Consider the following 19014-nt stretch of genomic DNA (forward strand, 5'->3'; position numbering starts at 1 on the left):
CGCACAATTGCCGCGCCCTGAAACAGCCTGACACCTCCCGGAAAGCGAGTCGCCATGAACTATCGTGAAATACCGGAAGCCCTGACCTTCGATGACGTTCTGCTCGTGCCGGCCAAAAGCGACGTTCTTCCGGCCGAGACCGACACCACCACCCGTTTTTCCCGGCGCATTCGGATCAACATCCCCATCGTCAGCGCAGCGATGGATACGGTCACGGAAGCGGCCATGGCGATTGCCCTGGCCCAGCAGGGCGGGCTGGGGGTGATTCACAAAAATATGTCCATTGAGGCGCAGCGCAGCGAGGTGGACAAGGTCAAACGCTCCGAAAGCGGCATGATTGTCGATCCGGTCACGATGACGCCTGACCGCCCCATTTCAGAGGCTTTGGCCATCATGGCGAAGTTTCACATTTCGGGCGTTCCGGTGGTACGGCCGGAAGATGGGCGGCTCGTCGGCATTCTCACCAACCGCGACCTGCGTTTCGAGACACGTCTGGAGTTGCCCATCGGCGAAGTGATGACCAAGGAGAACCTCATTACCGTGCCGGTCGGGACAACGCTTCAGGAAGCGCGTGGCATTTTGCAGAAACACCGGGTCGAAAAGCTGCTCGTTGTGGATGAGGAATTTCGTCTCAGGGGGCTGATTACGGTCAAGGACATCCAGAAGGCGATTCGCTATCCGAACGCGACGAAAGATGACCTGGGGCGGCTGCGGACGGCAGCGGCCATTGGCGCGACAGGCGACTATCTGGAGCGGGCGGCCGAACTTGTGGCGGCGCGGGTGGATGCCTTGGTCATTGACACGGCGCATGGCCATTCGACCCGCGTGCTGGAAGCCGTCCGCCAGATCAAGCGGCGGTTTCCCGAGGTTGACCTTGTGGCCGGAAACGTGGCCACCGGGGAAGCCACCCGCGAACTCATCGCGGCCGGAGTGGATGGCGTCAAGGTGGGGATTGGCCCCGGCTCAATTTGTACCACACGCATCGTCGCCGGGATCGGCGTTCCACAGGTGACGGCCATTCTGGACTGTGCCGCCGCCGCCCGCGAAGCTGACCTGCCGGTGATTGGCGATGGCGGCATCAAGTTTTCCGGCGACATCACCAAGGCGCTAGCTGCTGGTGCGGATGCCGTCATGATCGGCTCGCTCTTTGCCGGAACGGATGAAAGCCCCGGCGAGCTGATTCTCTACCAGGGGCGCAGTTTCAAGGCGTACCGGGGCATGGGGTCGCTGGCAGCGATGAAAGAAGGCAGCCGCGACCGCTATGCCCAGGACATGGAGACCGTCGAATCAAAACTCGTCCCGGAAGGCATCGAAGGCAAAGTGCCTTACAAGGGGTCACTGGCAGCGCTGGTGACACAGTTGGTGGGTGGCGTGCGCGCCGGCATGGGATATGTTGGCTGCCGAACCATTGCCGAACTCCAAACCAATGCCCGGTTCGTCAAGATTACGGCGGCGGGCCTGCGCGAAAGTCACGTTCACGATGTCATCATCACCAAGGAAGCACCCAACTACCGGCTTGAAAGCCTGCCGTAGGACAGCCCTGACCATAGCGGCCAGGCTGTCCGCTCTACAGCAGTTCGCTGGTGGCAAAGAAAAAGGCCACTTCGGTTGTGGCGTTTTCGGGTGAATCCGACCCGTGGACGGCATTTTCGCCGACATCCGTTCCGAAGTCGCCCCGGATGGTGCCCTTGGGAGCATCTTTTGAGTTGGTTGGTCCCATAAGGTCGCGCCAGGCGCGAACGGCGTCTTCTTTTTCCAGGGCCATGACGACCACGGGCCCCGAACACATGAAATCAACCAGTTCCCCAAAAAACGGCCGCTCGCGGTGAACGGCGTAAAAACCTTCGGCCTGTGGCCGGGTCAGGTGCATCAGGCGCATGCCGCGCAGACGAAAACCGGCATCGGTGATGCGCTGGATGATGTGACCGGTGTTGCCGGCACGCACGGCGTCGGGTTTGATGATGGCAAGCGTCGTTTCAAGCGACATGGCGGTGGTGTCTCCATCCGACATCATGAAATGTGCCGCAGGTTAGCGATGTCCGGCGGCGGATGGCAACCGGAGTGAGCTGAAGCTGCCCCAGGTCTAAGCCGTATGGCCGATGACAGCAGCAACTTTGGCGCCGATGTCCGCTGGGCTTTCGACCACGTGCATGCCGGCGGCACGCATGGCTTCCATTTTTTCGGCGGCCGTGCCCTTGCCGCCGGCAATGATGGCACCAGCGTGTCCCATGCGGCGGCCGGGCGGAGCCGTGCGGCCGGCAACGAATCCAATGACCGGCTTGGTCATTTCCTGCCGGACGAAAGCCGCTGCGGTTTCCTCATCCGTACCGCCGATTTCGCCAATCATGACAACGGCATCGGTGTCCGGGTCGGCCTGGAACAGACGCAGGACATCCACGAAGCGCAGGCCAATGATGGGGTCGCCACCGATGCCGACACAGGTGGACTGTCCCAGTCCAAGCTGGGTGAGCTGGTGAACGGCCTCGTAGGTCAGCGTCCCACTGCGGGAGACAACGCCAATCCGGCCGGGGCGGTGGATGTGCGCCGGCATGATGCCCACCTTGCACTCACCCGGCGTGATGACGCCCGGACAGTTGGGGCCAATCAGCCCTGTGCCGCGCTTTTTGACGAAGTCGAACGCCCGCATCATGTCCACCGTCGGGATGCCTTCGGTAATGCAGACGATGAGGGCAATGCCGGCTTCGGCGGCTTCCATGATGGCATCCGCGCCAAAGGCCGGCGGCACATAAATCACACTGACGTTGGCTCCGGTGGCGGCCACGGCCTGGGCCACAGTGTCGAATACCGGCGTGCCTTCGTGAACCGTGCCACCCTTGTTGGGCGTCACCCCGGCAACGACGTTCGTGCCGTAATCCTTCATCTGGCGGGTATGAAAGGTGCCTTCACGCCCGGTAATGCCCTGTACCACAAGACGGGTCTCTTTGTTGACCAGAATACTCATAAGCAATATGACGGGCCGCTGCTGCGTGAATGTGCCATTCACGTGCAGGGCGGAAAAGGGACTCAGAACCTGAGTCGGATGTATTTGAACGGCGACTGGCGCACGTCATAAAGGGTTTTGGTGAGTTCAGCCGTGAATTCGGCAAGTTCGCGCCGCAGACGCCCATCGTGGAGAAACTTGCCGGCGCTGCCTTCCTGCTGTTCGAGCTGTTTTTGAATACAGGTGAAGTGGGTGCGCGTCGTCTGGAGCCGCTGACGGAAGGCATCTTCTCTGGCGAAGCGTCCCAGTGCACCCCGTTCGGCCGTCTGCTGCAGGGTGGTCAGGCGGGCCGCCAGACGGTCGTACCGGCTCTGAAGGGCCGTAACCCGTTCGCGCCAGGTCGGATCGGCAAAGAACTGACCGGCTGTGCCACGGCCGCGCTCGATGTCGGCCCGCAGCCGGTTGGCCGCGGTCTGAAGTGCCGTCACCCGTGGTTGCAATCGCCGGCGCGTGACGGAGGCAAACCCGCTGCCGGTCTGAAGCGCCTGCTGAAGTCCGGTCAACTCGGCCTGAAACTGGGCCATCTGGTTGGCGAGTTCACGCCGTTTGAGGACGGCCCCCAAAGTGCCTGCCCCACGTTCAAGTCGTTGCTGAACGGCGAGGAGCCGTTCACGCATCACCTCGAAATTGGCGTTGACCTGAGCGCCACGCAACGCAATGGTGCGTGAATCGCCTTCAATCCGTCCGGCAATGAAGTCCCCTTCAGCTACGAGTGGCGCAGCAGCGCTGCCGGGGATGATGTCCACAATCCGGTCGGCCAGGGTGCCGTCGCGTTTGAGAACGGCAACCGCGTCCCGGTGAATGAGTTGCGCCGCACTCAGCCCCGTCAGACGCCGGTCAATCCCGAGCGTAACCTGCACCTGTGGCGTGTCCCACTGCACAGCTTGTTGCACACCGGTGAACTCGATGCGCTGCACGGCCCCGACCTTGACCCCGGACAGCCGGACTTCAGCTCCCGGCCGCAGTCCGTCCACCTCGTGGAACGTCACGCAGAGCAAAAAGCGATGGCGCTCCTGGTACGTCTGCCAGGCCGCCGCCGCCGCCACGATGGAAAGTGCCACCACCACCAGCCAGAACGTGCGCCGCTTGGCTGGTTCATAGCGTTCAGCGCTGCGGGTCGGAGCAATCTCTTCGGTTGGCGAGGGAGAAGCCATAACGGCAGGCACCAGATGAGGTCAACCAAAAGCGCCCAGAGCATAGTGCGCCGAACGATGTAGAGGCAATCCCCGCCCAAATAACAAAACTTTTCTGGAACATCTTTCGCCGGAAACGGTATAGCTTGCCTGCCAATACCCTGAAGCTGTCCTGCCCGGGACGCCCCCCCTTGCGCGGCTACGCCAACACCCTGCCAGTTCTCACCCGACACACATCATGCAACGTCGCTTTTCCTGCTTTCGCCTGTGTTCGTTCCTGGCGTTGACCTTCACCTGGACTACTTTTGGTGCCGCCCAGGAAACGTCACCTCCTCTGCTGGCGCGCACGCCAACCGCCAACCGGACACACATTGTGTTTTCCTTTGCCGGTGATCTGTGGCGCGTGCCACGCACCGGCGGCGAGGCTGTCCGCCTGACGAATCACCCCGGCATCGAGTCAGACCCGATTTTTTCGCCTGATGGCAGTCTCATTGCCTTCACGGGGCAGTATGACGGCAACACGGATGTCTATGTCATGCCGGCAACCGGTGGCATTCCGCAGCGCCTGACCTATCACCCAGACACCGACCGGGCCGTGGGGTGGACGCCCGACGGCAAGCGGGTGCTCTTTGCCAGCCCGCGCCTGAGTGAATCCGGGCGGACCCAACGCCTGTTTACCGTGGACAAAAACGGTGGCCCGGCTGAACCGCTCCCCCTGCCGATGGCCACCCACGGCAGCTTCTCACCGGACGGTTCCCGGCTGGTGTATGAACCCGTACCCCGCGCCTTTGCCGCCTGGAAACGCTATCGCGGCGGACGGGCGTCGTATCTCTGGGTAGCCAATCTGGCCGATTCGAGCGTTACGAAAATCCCGCGTACCGACACCAATGACTTCAACCCGATGTGGATTGGAAAGGCAATTTACTTTCTTTCCGACCGCAACGGCCCGGTGACACTCTTTGCTTATGACCCGGCTTCCGGCAAGGTGACGCCGGTGCTCAAAAACGACGGACTCGACATCAAATCCGCCTCAGTGGCGGTGGGTGGTGAAGAAGCCATTGTCTATGAACAGTTTGGCGGACTGCACCTCCTGGATGTGAAAAGCGGACGCCACACGCCGGTCAACGTCACGCTCGCAGGCGACATCAGCACGGTACGTCCGCGCTTCGAGAAAGTCGGCTCACAGATTACGAACGCGGCTGTCTCGCCGAATGGTCTGCGCGTAGCCTTTGAAGCCCGGGGCGACATTCTGACCGTCCCGGCCGAAAAGGGTTCGATCCGCAACCTCACGGCGACGCCCGGCGTCGCCGAGCGCGACCCGGCCTGGTCGCCCGATGGCAAGTGGGTGGCGTACTTTTCCGACGCCTCCGGTGAGTATGAGCTGCACCTGCGCGAACAAACCGGCCTTGGCGAACTCAAGGTCATCAGGCTGGAGCCGTCGTTTTACTACGCGCCCACCTGGTCGCCGGATAGCAGGAAGATCGCCTTCACCGACAAGCGGCTCAACTTCTGGCTTGTGGATATTGAAAACGGCGTCCCGGTGAAGTTTGACACCGCGCGCCGCACCGGCGGGGCCGGGTTCCGTCTGCGGGGCGGTCTGTCCTGGTCGCCCGACAGCCGCTGGATTGCCTACACCAAGCCAATGCCCTCGGCCTACAGCGCAGCTTTCGTCTATGGACTTGAAAGCAAGCAGGTGACGCAACTTACAGACGCCGCCAGCGATGTCACCCACGCCGTCTTTGACCGCAACGGCAAGTCTCTCTACCTGCTGTCGAGCACCAACATCGGCCCGGCCATCAACGGTTTCGACATGTCGAGCTACGCCCACCGGAACGACACCGTGCGGTCGGTGCACGCCGTCGTACTGCGCAAAACCGATCCTTCTCCCGTGGCCCCGGAAAGTGACGACGAAAAAACCGCCGAAGACCGCAAGCCCGGTGACGGCAACCCGTCCGAAGCCACATCCGCACCGGCTGGTGGCTCACCCGGCATGGGGGCAACGGGACGCCCAGGGGAAAAAGCGAAAGAGCCGCCCAGGGTCACGATTGATTTCGAGGGACTCAGCCAGCGCATCGTGGCGCTGCCCATCCCGGCCCGCGCCTTCGTCGGTTTCGATGCCGGCAAACCCAACATCCTGTACCTGTATGAGTCCGCCATGGGCATGCCGGAGATGACGGGCCTCATTGTCCACAGGTTCGATGTCGAAAAGCGCAAGCTGGAAAAGCTGCTGGAAGGCGTCACCAGTTTTCAGCCGACGGCCAACGGCGAGAAGTGCCTGTACCGGCAGAGTCAGCGGCCGGGTCAGGGGCAGGCGCCAAACCAGGCACAAAGCTGGTTCATTGCCTCGCTGACGGCGCCCATCAAACCCGGCGAGGGCCGGCTGCGCACTGACGATATGGAAGTACGGGTCGAGCCGCGCCAGGAGTGGGAGCAGATGTACCGCGAGGTGTGGCGGCTGGAACGCGATTTCTTCTACGACCCAAACCACCACGGACTGAACCTGCCGGCCACGGCGCGGAAATACGAGCCGTATCTCAAAGGCGTGATGCACCGCGCCGACCTGAACTACCTGTTTGACGAAATGCTCGGCGAGCTGAGCGTCGGACACCTCTACGTCCGGGGTGGCGACATCCCGGAAGTCAGGCGCGTGCCCGGCGGTCTGCTGGGTGCTGACTATGTGGTTGAAAACGGCCGCTACCGCATTGCCCGGATTTACGAAGGCGAAAACTGGAATCCGCAGCTTCGCGCGCCGTTGACCCAACCCGGCGTCAACGTCAACGTCGGGGACTACCTGCTGGCGGTCAACGGCGTTGACGTTGTGGCCACGGAAGACATATACCGCTACTTCGAGGGCACCGCCGACAAACAGGTGGTGCTCAAGGTCGGCCCCAACCCGGACGGAAGCCAGTCCCGCACGGTGACGGTCGTCCCAGTGGCCAGCGAAGCGAGCCTGCGCAATCTCGCCTGGATTGAAGCCAACCGGCGGCGCGTTGCCGAACTGAGCAACGGCCGGCTGGCATACCTCTGGCTGCCGGACACCGCCGCTGGCGGCTACACGAACTTCAACCGCTACTTTTTTTCGCAACTCGACAAACAGGGCGCCGTCGTGGACGAACGCTTCAACGGCGGCGGACAGGCTGCCGACTACATCATTGACTACCTGCGCAAACCGCTGCTGAGCTACTGGGCCGTCCGGGATGGCGAAGACTTCCGTACGCCGTTCGGAACGCTGCCCGGCCCGAAGGTCATGATCATCAACGAGTATGCCGGTTCCGGGGGCGACCTGATGCCGTGGATGTTCCGGCAACTGGGCATTGGCCCGCTGGTTGGCAAGCGCACCTGGGGCGGCCTCGTCGGGATTGGCGGCTACCCGGCGCTGATGGACGGCGGCACCGTGACCGCACCGCACTTTGCCTTTTATTCGCCGGAAGGGAAGTGGGAAATCGAAAACCGGGGGGTTGCGCCTGACATCGAAGTGGAGCTTGACCCGCAGGCGTGGCGTGCCGGACGCGATACGCAACTCGAACGGGCCGTAGCCGTCGCGCTGGAGGCGCTGACCAAAAATCCGCCGCCAGCCAGGCCAAAGCGGCCGGACTATCCGAACTATCACCGCAAAAAGTAACTCACCCAAGCCGTTGGTAACGGGTGCAAAGGCGGACAGCACCTTTGGCGGCGAAGCCACCTCCGCCGCCAAAGTGTTTTCCGGCTGGATGTGAGACCGGCTAGCTGGCCGGCGGCGTGGCCCCCGGCTGCCGGAGACGCACGAGCCGCCAGCCGCCATACACGAGTAGAAGGACACCAACGCCAGCGCGAAACGTCAGACCGGTCGGGGACGCCAGCCCCCATTCGAGCAGATACCACGTTCCGACAAGCACGAAAAAGACCGGCACCAGCCACTCCAGCGGGGAACGACGTGGTTTCTTTTCAGGCATCAACGGCGTAGTCTCTTTTCACAGACGGGTTTGGGGCTAAAACCATGCCATGGTCTGACCAGCCGGCCAAAAGCCGGCACCGTTAGACGCAGATTTTTTGAGGAAGTGCCGTGGAACTGGCCGGAAGGATTGCCCTGGTGACAGGTGGGGCGCGCCGTTTGGGGGCGGCCATGGTGCGCGCCCTTGTGGCGCAGGGCGTTCACGTGGCACTCCACTGCCACAGCTCACATCCGACGGCGGAGACGCTTGCGGCCGAACTCCGCGCTGGCGGAGGCACGGTCGAAGTCTTTCCTGCCGATCTGCGTCAGCGGAAGGACGTGGATGCCCTCTTTGAAGGCATCCTGCGCCGTTTCGGGACGCTGCACATTCTGGTCAACAATGCGGCGGTTTTTGAGCGCCGTCCCTGGCCCGAACTCACCGATGCTGACTGGGAACAGACACTGGCCGTCAACCTGACAGCGCCTTTCTGGTGTGCGCGCCGGGCGGCGCGGCTGATGCTGGCGCAGGGACGGGGGAAAATCATCAACCTCGCCTGTGTCGGGGGTGTCCGCCCGTGGGCGGCGTATCTTCATTACAACGTCTCCAAAGCCGGCCTCATCATGCTGACCGAAGGGCTGGCCAAGGTGCTGGCGCCGGTTGTGCAGGTCAATGCCATTGCACCCGGCATCGTCAACCTGACCGGAACGCCGGAAGGGGTGACGCCGGAGGACATCACACAGGCGCTGCTATACCTGCTCAGCGCCGATGCCGTGACCGGTGAGACCTTGTTCGTGGATGCCGGCTATCGGTTGGGACTCAAACCGCCAGCGAATCTTCGGCAGGCGTAGCCCTACCAAGGTGAACATGCTATGGTTGCGCAACTTCGCGTAAAAGTTTCGATATTTGCATGTAAGAGAGAGAAAACGATGAAGTTAGTCGCTTTGGGGGCACTTCTCGCCGTGTTTTTCGCCGGTTGTTTTGCCACGGGCCAGGTTGTTTCTGCGGCGCTGGAAACGCCAGCGCCGGTGCTGACGCCAGCGCTGCTTGAGCAAACCGAGTGGAAAGTCACCGGCCCCTTTGGCGGTACGGTGCGCGCCCTGGCGCAGGACCCGACCAATCCCAAGCGGATGTTCATCGGAACGGCCGATGGACAAATCTACACAACGGTGGACGGCGCGCAGACCTGGCGCTGGCTGCCGACCTTCAACCGCCCGCAGTACATCATCGAAAGTATCGTGATTGACCCGACGGCAACCGACACGCTGTATGCCGCCGTGTGGGTGCTTGAAAATGACCGCGAGGGCGGGGTGTACAAGTCCACGGACGGCGGGCAGACCTGGCGGGCGGTGTTGAGCGGAGAATCCGTCCGCGCCTTTGCCATGGCTCCGGGCAACGCCAGTGTGCTGGTGGCCGGAACCCTGAATGGCGCATTTCGTTCGACGGATGGTGGGGAGACATGGGCGCGGCTGTCACCGGCCGGACACCCTGGCATTCGGAACATCGAATCCGTCGCCATTGACCCGCGCAGCGCCGACACGGTCTATGTCGGCACCTGGTATCTGCCGTGGAAGACGACCGACGGCGGCAAGAACTGGACCTTTATCCACGGCGAGACCTCAAAGCTCATCGAAGACTCTGACATTTTCAGCATCGCCATTGACACCTTTGATCCCGACCGTGTGTATTGCAGCGCCTGTAGCGGCATCTACCGCAGTCTTGACGGAGGGCGCAACTGGACGAAGTTCAAGGGAATCCCCTCCAGCGCCCGCCGGACGCACGTCATTTTTCCGCATCCCACCCGCGAAAAAGAAATCTTCGCCGGTACGACCGAGGGACTCTGGCACACGACCGATGGCGGTGAGACGTGGCGGCAGATTCTGCCCACGACGACGACCATCAACGAAATCCGCATTCATCCGTCTGCGCCCCAGCGGGTCATCGTCGGCACGGAGAACCGGGGCGTCCTCATCAGTGAAGACGGGGGGAACACCTTTCAGGCGTACAATCACGGCTTTGTGACGCGCCGCGTGTCGGGGCTGCTGGCCGACAGCATGCAGCGCGGACGGTTGTTTGCCTCCGTGATGTTCAACGGTGCGGAAGGCGGCGTCTATGTCTCCAATGATTTCGGTCAGACCTGGTATTCCTCCTCGCAGGGGCTTGGCGCACGGGATGTCTATGGCCTGCACGCGCCAGCGGGTGATTCACGCCGTCTGTATGCCGCAACGAGCGATGGGGTGTTTGTGACGGAAAATGGCGGAAAGCTCTGGCAGCCGGCCAACCCGCCGGCCACCTGGCGCCCGACGCCTGTCGTGCCCGGCGGAAGACGACCGGTGGCCGCACCAGCCGCACCGAGCGCCCGGCCGTCTGCCAAAGGCCCTGCCAAAGGCCGCCGCACCGCCGCCCGCTCCTCTGCATCCCGAACCATTCTGCGGCAACGGTTGAAGGGGCACGTCGTGGAACTGGTTTCGACTGCTGACGGCTGGCTCTATGCCGCTGCCTGGGATGGTCTGTTCCGAACGGACAACCCGGTCAAGGGATGGGAAAAGGTCAGCTTGGGCGCATACCGCGGACGTGTCTTTTCGGTGGCCGTGTCGCCCCAGTCGTCAGAGGTCATTCTGGCCGGTATCTCGGATGGGATGCTTGTGAGCCAGGATGGGGGCGCGACGTGGCAGCGGGCCGACCTGCCGATGAAAGCGTTCAAGGATGCCACATGCGTGCAGGAGATTGCCTTTCACCCACGCCGACCGGAAACCATATTCGTCGGGACACGGCGGACGGCCTATGTCAGCTTTGACGGCGGCAAATCCTGGGAGCGGCTGGCGCGCGGCATCGGCTTTGGTGACATTGCCGTGATCCGGTTCAACCCGCGCCAGGCGGATGAGGTTCTGATTGGTGATGCCCAAGGCGGGGGGCTGTATCTTTCGGTCAATGGCGGGCAGCTTTTCCACCGCCTCGACCAGCGGGCCGTGTTGCCGGGACATCGGATGTGGGCGGCGGCTTTCGATGTGTTCGCGCCGGGGCGCATCTATGCCGGCTCGGTCACTTCGGGGGTGATGGTTGTGACCCTTCCCGGACTCTCTCCGACCGCCTCAGTGCGTTAGCCCCGCTGGACCGGTATGCCGGAGCTTCCTGAAGTCGAAGGCGTCGCGCGTGAGTTGCAGCAGCGCCTTCAACAGCGGCGGGTCATTGGCGTCCGCATTTACCGTCCGCGCCTCGTTGCGCCACAGTCTGTCGCCACGGTCGTCGCAGGGATGCAGGGGGCCGTGTTTACCGAAGTCGGGCGGCGCGGCAAGCACCTGCTGCTACACCTGGACAATGCCCATACCCTGCTCGTTCACCTGCGGATGGCCGGCCGGTTTCTGTATCTGGCACCTGACGCCCCACTGCCAAAGTTCACCCACGCCGTCTTTGACCTCGACAACGACCGTCGCCTGGTGTTTCAGGACCAGCGGCACTTCGCCATCATGCGGCTGGCACCCACGGCCGCATTGTTCCAGCTTGAGGAACTGCGCCATCTCGCGCCCGAACCGCTGGGGCCGGATTTCACCCTGGACTACCTGCAGCGCACGCTGGCCGGCACGCGGCGTCCCATCAAGGAAGTCCTGCTCGACCAGACGCGCGTAGCCGGGTTGGGAAATATCTACGCAGCGGAAGTCCTCTTTGCCGTCGGTCTCCATCCCCTCACCCCGGCCAATCTGGTATCCAAATCCAAGGTCAAAGACCTGTGGAAGACCATCCGCGTCCTGCTGGAGGCCGCCATCGAAGCCGGCACGACCCTTGACGTGAACCCGGAAAACATCACCGGGCAGTATTTTGGCGCGGCTTTTGCCGAGGCTTTGCTCGTGTATGACCGGGAAGGCGAACCCTGCATCCGCTGTGAAACTCCCATTGCCCGGATTCGCCAGGGGCAACGCTCGACCTACTTCTGCCCCAGGTGTCAGCGCCCACGTGCCGGAATGGGACGACAAACTGCAAAATGATGTGCTAGGGTCACAGTTGTTTTTCAGCCCCCTTGGTTGGTTTTTGGTGCGCCGGCCGAAGCGCGTGTGCTCGGCAGGCCAGGTTTTGAGGAAAGGTAGCCTTGTGGCTGAACCGCTTTCGGGAAGGGATGACTTCTTATGGAGCAGCACGTCGGTAAGGCTTGGGGAACGCTGAAGTACCGGGACGCCGCAGGAAAAGAAGCGACGGCCATGCTGAACAAACCGGTTTTCCGCATTGGTCGTCTTGCAGACAACGACTTGCAGATTGATGACCCTTACGTATCCCGCCTGCATGTCGAGCTGCGCTTCGATGGTGTGCATGCGACGTTGGTGGACCGGAGCAGCACCGGCGCAACGTACGTCAACGACCAGCGCGTTTCGGAAGCGCAACTGCGCAGCGGCGACCGGCTCGCACTGGGGCGCAAGCTCGCCGGGACGGAAATCGTCTTCGAGTATGCCAACCAGGGGGCAAAGCCGTCTGAAGCAGCCGAGCCACACCAGGTGATGTCGGTCATTGACCACTCCCAGACGCGCTACCTCAATACGTCTCTCATCCGGGCAACCCAACTGACCAATGCCGCGACCGTCAATCGCCTGAAGGCACTCTACGAGATTACGAGCGCAATTCTGGCCGTGACGACCCGTGAGGAACTGGCTGAAAAGCTTCTGACCCTGCTGTTTGACGTATTGCCAGCCGAACGGGGCGTCATTCTGCTGGCCGACCCGAAAGACAATACCCTGCGCCAGCAGGCGGCACGGCTGCGCAACGGCGATGCCGCCCAGGTTTCTCCAAGCCAGACAATTGTGCGCCGGGTCTATGAGGGCAACGTCGCGGAACTGTGCCTCGATGCCCGCAACGATGCCCGCTTTGCCAGCCAGCAAAGCATCATTTTCCAGTCCATCCGCTCGGTGATGTGCGCCCCGATCAGTTCGGCAAGCCGTACCTGGGGCGTGTGCTATCTCGACAACCTGACGACCAGGAAAACCTTTGAAGATGAGGAACTGGAGTTTCTGATGGCGGTTTCCCGGCAGGCCGGGCTGGCGCTGGAAAACATCTACCTGCTGGAGGAACAGAAAATCACCTTCCAGAGCTTCGTGACGACGTTGGCGGCATCCATTGACGCCCGTGATGACCTGACGGCCGGACACTCGGCGCGGGTGGCGCGGTACTCGCGCTCGATTGCGAAGTATATGAACCTGCCGGAAGGCGAGCGCCGCCGGATTTACTACGCTGGCTTGCTGCACGACTACGGCAAGATCGGGACGCGCGAGGCCATTCTCTGTAAGCCGGGCAAGCTGACGCCGGAAGAGTACGCCCACATGCGCGACCACGCCAAAAACACCTACGATATTCTGTCGAAGATTCACTTCACACGGGATATGCAGGACCTGCCACTGATAGCCGCCGGCCATCATGAAAACCTCGACGGCAGCGGTTATCCCTTCGGCCTCAAAGGCGACCAAATTCCGCTGGGCGCACGCATCATTGCCGTGGCAGACTTCTTTGATGCCCTGACCCACAAGCGCCACTACCGGGAACCGATGCCGATTGAGGAAGTGCTGGAGCTGATTGACGAAAGTACCGGCACGAAGTTTGACCCGCAGGTGGTGGCGGCGCTCAAGGAATTCGTCCGGCAGGAGTTCATTCCCAACCAGCGCAAGCGCGCTGAAGCCGAAGCCCGCCGGGCACAAATCTCTCAAACGCCGGAGTCCGGGCATGTTACCGGCGACACGACGCTGCCGGTCATGCCACCGGAAACGGTGATGTCACCGGAAACGGTTTCCATGGACCCGGTGCCGCTGTAAACCGCGCTACGGGCAGCGTTCTTCCAGATCGCGGGCAACGCTTGAGTTGCTGTTCAATCCGACGCAGCCCCGCACCGGGTCGTAGCGGTAGGGGACGCCGCTGGGGTCAAGTGGCGCCCGGTCATAACGCCGGAAGCGTTTTTCAAAATCTTCGTGAAACAGCGCCAGCGGCCGCCCCAGCGTGTCGTAGGCTTCGTCCCGGTGCGCCACCAGGAGCGGATACAGTTCGGCAAAACTGGCCGGGTTGCGCCGGTAGGTTTCGCGGAAACGCGCAATCATCCGTTCCATGAAATCGCGTTCATCGAGTGAGGTGAGTTGTTGCAGCCGCCATTCGGCACTCAGGCGTGCGCCTTCGTGTTCAGCTTCGTCGCGCAGCTTCTGAAACAGCAGGTAGGATGTCCGGCGGTCGCCCCCACGGGTTTTGGCCGCGCCGACCATGACGGCTGTCCAGTCCCGGTCGCTGGGGCTGATGGCCAGTGCCGAAGCCCGCTCATAGGCTTCGGCGCATTCCTCGTAGCGTTTGGCCCGCCAGCAAATAGCCCCATAGTCTGACCACATCCGAAACAGGTTTTTCCGATCCGTATGTGCGGCAATGCCCTTGCGCAGAAGCGCCAGCGCCGCATCGTAGTCAAACTCGGCAAGGAAAATCGCCCCTGTCCGGTAGGCTGCCGTGAAATGCGGGTCAACCGTCGTGGTGATGTCGAGCAGCGGTTCCAGCAAAGGCATGTCCTCGCGGGAAAGTTTTGAAAAGTCCACGGCTCCTTCGCCGGTCAATCCGCCGCCGAGCTTGCGCCCGAAATACTGGACAGTACGAATCCAGTAGAGGTCAGAAACCACGCCCTCGAAACCGAATGACAGCCGGCGTACCATCTCGCCCGACTGCACATAGAGCGTTTCCTCGATGGCGCGGTTTCGGCTGAAGGTGGCGTCGAGCCGCACCTGCAGGGGATAGAGGCTGGCCAGACCAATGAAGACAACGCCCCAGTAGAGATAGGCCCGCCACCGTTCAGGGGCGGTCCGGGATGCGCCTGTCGTTTCCATGGCTTCCTTGCCGAAGGGGCTTCCTTGCCGAAGGGCTTTTGCCCGGAAGAAGGTTATTTGAAGTTGCGGCGCTCAAAAATGTAGAGCGTCAGAGAGAGCAAAATGCTGAGGTACACAACACCATACAGGCAACTGAGGGCCATCTGGCTGCCCGTAATGGGAATTCCGTGGGCCGTGCGCGCGATGAAGTTGAAGTTGTGCAGGTTGGGTAGCAGGTAGTACAGCGCCCACAGCACCATCTGCATGATCCGCAGTGAGGGGTAAACCTCGACGTTCAGAACATCGGCAAAGAGCTTAAGGTCCGGGGTGAAGTTGCAAGTCAGGTAGCTGACGATGCTGAACAGGGTGGCCAGCGCCGGTGTTGTGAACGACGAAAAGAGCAGCGCCAGGGCCGTTGCCAGCAGGAGTTCGATGTAAAGCAGAAAAGCCGCCGGAATGATGCTGAACGGAGAAGGATCGGTCGGGCGGCGGACATAAAACAGCGCCACGATCAGGGCGATGAGCATGACGGTGCAGTTGACGAGCAGCGTCAGTGACAGGCCGAAAAACTTGCCCAGAATGAACTCGTAGCGGTGCAGCGGTTTGGACAGAACCGTGTAAATCGTGCGCCGCTCGATTTCCTTGTACACCAGCCCGGTGCCAATAAAGACAGCAATCATGTAGCCGAACAGCAGCAATGTGCTCAGTCCCAGGTCCACGATGGCCTTGTGTTCCTGATTGATGGACAACTCTCCTATGAACAACGACGCCGCAATGAGAATCAGGACGGCCACAACCAGGTTGTAGAGCACTTTGTCACGTACGGACTCCCGAAAGGTGTTGAGCGCCACCGTGGAAATCTGCTTCATTGCCTCAAACCCCTGGAACAAAAACAGGACTGTTCTCCCCGAATGTTGTGGATGCCGGAATTATCCCTTCACCGGCGAGGGCAAGGCAAGCCGATGACATCTCCTGATACGGCAACTGGTCTGGCGGTCGTGGCGCGGCAGCCTTACACTTGGCAGCTTCGCCGGGGCGGCCTGACGCTGGGTGCCACAACCCGCCTGATGGGCATCATCAACGTCACGCCGGATTCGTTTTCCGACGGTGGACGCTACACCACGGTCGAAGCTGCCCTGGCCCAGGCGCAACGGCTTGTCGCCGAAGGGGCTGACATCCTTGACATCGGCGGGGAATCCACCCGCCCCGGCGCGCAAACGGTGGACGAGGCTGAGGAAATGGCGCGGGTCATTCCCGTGATCGAGGCTGTGGCCCAGGCTGTGGACGTGCCGCTTTCAATCGACACCTACAAGGCTTCCGTTGCCGAAGCCGCGCTGGCGGCCGGCGCCGTGATTGTCAACGACATTTCGGGCTTTCGTTTCGATGACCGCATGCCAGAAGTCATTGCGCGGCACGGCGCTGGCGTCGTGGTGATGCACAGTCGCGGCACGCCCGGCGCTCTGCACGGTTTGCCTCCGGTGGCGGACATTCTGGCGGATGTCACGGCTGGCTTTGAGCACAGCCTGGAGGTTGCCCGCACAGCCGGCATCGGGTTGGACAGCATCGTGTTCGACCCCGGACTGGGTTTTGGCAAGACCCTCGAAGACAACCTGTTGCTGCTTGGTACGCTACCGCGTCTGGCGGCGCTGGGGCGGCCGCTGCTCGTCGGGCCTTCACGCAAGTCCTTCATCGGCAGGGTGACAGGCAAAGCTGACCCCTCCGACCGGCTTCTGGGAACTGCCGCCAGTGTGGCTTTGGCGATTGCCGGTGGCGCGCATATCGTCCGCGTCCACGACGTAGCCGCCATGCGCGAATGTGCGGCGCTGGTGGATGCCGTCCGCAACACTGTTTTTCCAAACAGCGAACCGGTGTGATGGTGCCTAACTGGCAGTATCACATCACCGGCAGCGATTCACCTTCCTGAAGAACCAGTTTCCCGGCGTCGCTCCACAGGCGCTCGAGGCCGTAAAAGTCGCGCTGCTCCGGCGTGAAGACGTGGACGATGAAATCACCGTAGTCCATCAGCACCCACTGCCCATCGGCATAGCCTTCGATGTGGCGGGGATAGGTTTTGAGCAGCCCCAGTTGGCGTTCCACCTCATCGGCCAGCGCCTGCACGTGGCGCGAAGAGGTGCCCGTGGCAATGATGAAGTAATCGGCAATTGAGGTCAGCCGACCAATGTCCAGAATCACCGGCGCGACGACCTTCTTTTCCTGCAAGGCATGAATCACCTGCCACACCCGCCGGTCTTCGACCTTGGGCGGTGTGGTTTCGGCGGGGACGGCCAGTTTACGTACGGGGAGACGTGGAGCAGTGTCGTTCGTCATCAAGCGTGGTGTCCGTTTGAGTAAAGTCCATAGACATGAATATACCGCTCCACGAGCGGCGGTACGAAGCGCGCAATGGAGCGTCCTTCACTGACGGCCTGCCGGATGTCCGTCGCTGAGACATCCAGGGCAAACAAGTCAGTCAGAAAAACGTGCATGCCGGTTTCGCCCAGGTTGCTCGTGACGGCCCGCTGGCTGGCCCGTCCGCCCCGCAGGTCAATGACCCGCCCGGCACCGTACTGCCCGGCCAGCGTGGCGAGGTCGCCGACTTCATACTTCGGGCGCGTCATGACGATGAGATGGCAACTGTCGAGCAGGGTTTGGTAACGCTCCCACTTGGGCAGATTGGCAAAGGAATCCGCGCCCATCATGAAGAACAGGTGCGTCTCGTCGCCATAGGTCCGGCGCAGGGTCGCAACCGTGTCGGCGGTGTAGGGGCGCTCCGGCGCAAAGATTTCCACCATCGAAACGCGGGCAATGTCCATCTGGAGCGTGGCCAGTACGGTCATCGCATAGCGGTGGTAGGCCGAGGTTACACGGTCGAAGTCCTTGTGGGGCGGGCTGTAGGTCGGAATGAAGAGCAGTTCGTCGAAGTTGAAGATGGCCGCCAGACTCTCTGCCAGCCGCAGGTGGCCGTAGTGGATGGGGTCGAAGGTGCCGCCCAGCAGTCCTACGCGCCGCCAGCGGTTGCCGGTGGGAAGCTGTGGCTGAGCCGCCGGTACGGTGCTTTCCGGTACAGTGCTTTCCGGTACGGTGCCGGCCGGTGCAGCGCCGGGACGACTAGGCTTTCGGGTGCGTCCGGTCATAGACCTCCATCAGGCGGTCAGTCGAAACGTGCAGGTACTGTTGCGTGGTCGTCAGCCGCGCGTGCCCCAGCAGTTCCTGAATGGCGCGCAGGTCAGCCCCGGCATCGAGCAGATGTGTGGCAAATGAATGCCGCAGGCTGTGGGGGCTGATGTGGTGCAGGTCGCTGCACTGCCGGATGTATTTGTCAATCAGACGCCCGACGGAACGGGTTGTCAGCCGCGTGCCCTGGTAGTTGAAAAACACGCAGTTGGGTTCGCGCTTGTCCTCCGGGGCATGGGCAAGCAATTGTCCCCGTACGCCCAGGTACAGCTCCAGTGCCTTGCGGGCATGCTCGCCAAACGGGACGATGCGTTCCTTGCGCCCCTTGCCGCGCACCCGGACGCACTGGTTCCTGAAGTCAATGTCTTCGAGATTCATGCCGACCAACTCCGACACGCGCACCCCGGTGGCATAGAGCATTTCCAGAATGGCCCGGTCGCGTTTGCCCAGTACGGTTTCGAGGTCAGGCATTTCCACGAACCGCATGGCTTCTTCGACGGTCAGGTGGTTGGGCAGCTTGCGCTCCAGACGGGGTGATGCGACAAGTTGCGCCGGGTTGAGTTCCAGAACCCCTTCCCGGCAGAGATGGCGGAAAAAGGCGCGCAGCGTGGCCAGTTTGCGGGCAATGGAGGTTTTTTTCTTCTTTTTTTCGTACAGCGTGGCGAGGTATTCCCGGATGGTGATGTTGTCAATGTCGTGAATGCTGACCTGACGCCGGACGCCCTGGGCATTTGGCGGACAGAGAAAGTCGTAAAACTGCTCCAAATCTCCCATGTAGCACCGCAAGGTGTGCGCAGAAGCATTGCGTTCATACATCAGAAACTTTTTGAAATCCTCGATGTAATCAGCCAGCGTCGGCGCTTCCGTCATGCCTGTTTCGACACCTCACCATCCGGTTTGGAACACAGCTTTGCTATTGTGCGTCACGCGCGATCCCATCGCAACGGGCGCTGCCCTGCCCGGCTGAAAACACTCTGGGCCAACGATTT

The 19014-nt window shown here is 61.8% G+C and carries 16 protein-coding genes; 7 read left to right on the forward strand and 9 right to left on the reverse strand.

The window, feature by feature from the left end:
* The first annotated feature begins 54 nt into the window (after window positions 1-54).
* Window positions 55-1533 (forward strand): IMP dehydrogenase, encoded by a 1479-nt coding sequence (gene guaB, locus CABTHER_RS01565; protein ID WP_014098820.1) that lies wholly within the window; start codon window positions 55-57, stop codon window positions 1531-1533.
* Between the two features lie 34 nt (window positions 1534-1567).
* On the opposite strand, the gene ndk is transcribed toward guaB, so the two are convergent.
* The 3 genes from ndk to CABTHER_RS01580 all read right to left on the reverse strand — a co-directional run bounded on the left by ndk (window position 1568) and on the right by CABTHER_RS01580 (window position 4155).
* The gene (gene ndk, locus CABTHER_RS01570; RefSeq protein WP_041569031.1) at window positions 1568-1987 is read right to left on the reverse strand and encodes a nucleoside-diphosphate kinase; all 420 of its coding nucleotides are present in this window, start codon (window positions 1985-1987) and stop codon (window positions 1568-1570) included.
* A 96-nt stretch (window positions 1988-2083) separates the two neighbouring features.
* On the reverse strand, window positions 2084-2962 hold the full coding sequence (gene sucD / locus CABTHER_RS01575; RefSeq protein ID WP_014098822.1) for a succinate--CoA ligase subunit alpha: 879 nt from the start codon (window positions 2960-2962) through the stop codon (window positions 2084-2086).
* A gap of 62 nt (window positions 2963-3024) precedes the next feature.
* Entirely contained in the window at window positions 3025-4155 is a 1131-nt protein-coding gene (locus CABTHER_RS01580; RefSeq protein ID WP_014098823.1) for an MlaD family protein, read from the reverse strand.
* A 217-nt stretch (window positions 4156-4372) separates the two neighbouring features.
* Here CABTHER_RS01580 and CABTHER_RS01585 point away from each other — a divergent pair, with 217 nt between their 5' ends.
* Window positions 4373-7756 (forward strand): S41 family peptidase, encoded by a 3384-nt coding sequence (locus CABTHER_RS01585; RefSeq protein WP_014098824.1) that lies wholly within the window; start codon window positions 4373-4375, stop codon window positions 7754-7756.
* Window positions 7757-7856: 100 nt separating this feature from the next.
* On the opposite strand, the gene CABTHER_RS01590 is transcribed toward CABTHER_RS01585, so the two are convergent.
* Window positions 7857-8066 (reverse strand): hypothetical protein, encoded by a 210-nt coding sequence (locus CABTHER_RS01590; RefSeq protein WP_014098825.1) that lies wholly within the window; start codon window positions 8064-8066, stop codon window positions 7857-7859.
* A 110-nt stretch (window positions 8067-8176) separates the two neighbouring features.
* Between CABTHER_RS01590 and CABTHER_RS01595 the strand changes: the two genes are divergently transcribed.
* From CABTHER_RS01595 to CABTHER_RS15265, 4 genes are all read left to right on the forward strand, one after another.
* Complete coding sequence (locus tag CABTHER_RS01595; RefSeq protein ID WP_014098826.1) at window positions 8177-8893, forward strand: SDR family NAD(P)-dependent oxidoreductase; 717 nt, start codon at window positions 8177-8179, stop codon at window positions 8891-8893.
* Between the two features lie 78 nt (window positions 8894-8971).
* Window positions 8972-11146, forward strand: a complete 2175-nt coding sequence (locus CABTHER_RS01600; protein WP_014098827.1) for a WD40/YVTN/BNR-like repeat-containing protein — start codon at window positions 8972-8974, stop codon at window positions 11144-11146.
* Window positions 11147-11161: 15 nt separating this feature from the next.
* A complete protein-coding gene (mutM, locus tag CABTHER_RS01605; protein WP_014098828.1) occupies window positions 11162-12025 on the forward strand; it encodes a bifunctional DNA-formamidopyrimidine glycosylase/DNA-(apurinic or apyrimidinic site) lyase in 864 nt (287 codons plus the stop codon).
* Between the two features lie 138 nt (window positions 12026-12163).
* On the forward strand, window positions 12164-13831 hold the full coding sequence (locus CABTHER_RS15265; protein ID WP_014098829.1) for an HD domain-containing phosphohydrolase: 1668 nt from the start codon (window positions 12164-12166) through the stop codon (window positions 13829-13831).
* 6 nt (window positions 13832-13837) lie between these two features.
* Here CABTHER_RS15265 and CABTHER_RS15270 read toward each other — a convergent pair whose 3' ends face one another.
* Window positions 13838-14872 (reverse strand): tetratricopeptide repeat protein, encoded by a 1035-nt coding sequence (locus CABTHER_RS15270; RefSeq protein ID WP_014098830.1) that lies wholly within the window; start codon window positions 14870-14872, stop codon window positions 13838-13840.
* Window positions 14873-14925: 53 nt separating this feature from the next.
* Window positions 14926-15720, reverse strand: a complete 795-nt coding sequence (locus CABTHER_RS01625; RefSeq protein ID WP_014098831.1) for an ABC transporter permease — start codon at window positions 15718-15720, stop codon at window positions 14926-14928.
* A gap of 93 nt (window positions 15721-15813) precedes the next feature.
* Here CABTHER_RS01625 and folP point away from each other — a divergent pair, with 93 nt between their 5' ends.
* On the forward strand, window positions 15814-16725 hold the full coding sequence (gene folP / locus CABTHER_RS01630; RefSeq protein ID WP_014098832.1) for a dihydropteroate synthase: 912 nt from the start codon (window positions 15814-15816) through the stop codon (window positions 16723-16725).
* A gap of 19 nt (window positions 16726-16744) precedes the next feature.
* On the opposite strand, the gene rsfS is transcribed toward folP, so the two are convergent.
* Genes rsfS through CABTHER_RS01645 form a run of 3 tightly spaced genes read right to left on the reverse strand, consistent with a single transcriptional unit; the run spans window position 16745 to window position 18895 of the window.
* A complete protein-coding gene (gene rsfS / locus CABTHER_RS01635; RefSeq protein WP_014098833.1) occupies window positions 16745-17179 on the reverse strand; it encodes a ribosome silencing factor in 435 nt (144 codons plus the stop codon).
* Window positions 17179-17985, reverse strand: a complete 807-nt coding sequence (nadD, locus tag CABTHER_RS01640; RefSeq protein WP_014098834.1) for a nicotinate-nucleotide adenylyltransferase — start codon at window positions 17983-17985, stop codon at window positions 17179-17181. The genes rsfS and nadD overlap by 1 nt, the downstream gene beginning before the upstream one ends.
* Window positions 17960-18895, reverse strand: a complete 936-nt coding sequence (locus CABTHER_RS01645; RefSeq protein ID WP_014098835.1) for a tyrosine recombinase XerC — start codon at window positions 18893-18895, stop codon at window positions 17960-17962. The genes nadD and CABTHER_RS01645 overlap by 26 nt, the downstream gene beginning before the upstream one ends.
* Window positions 18896-19014 lie beyond the last annotated feature (119 nt).

It is taken from the genome of Chloracidobacterium thermophilum B, from assembly GCF_000226295.1.
GTDB classification, from domain to species: Bacteria; Acidobacteriota; Blastocatellia; order Chloracidobacteriales; family Chloracidobacteriaceae; genus Chloracidobacterium; species Chloracidobacterium thermophilum.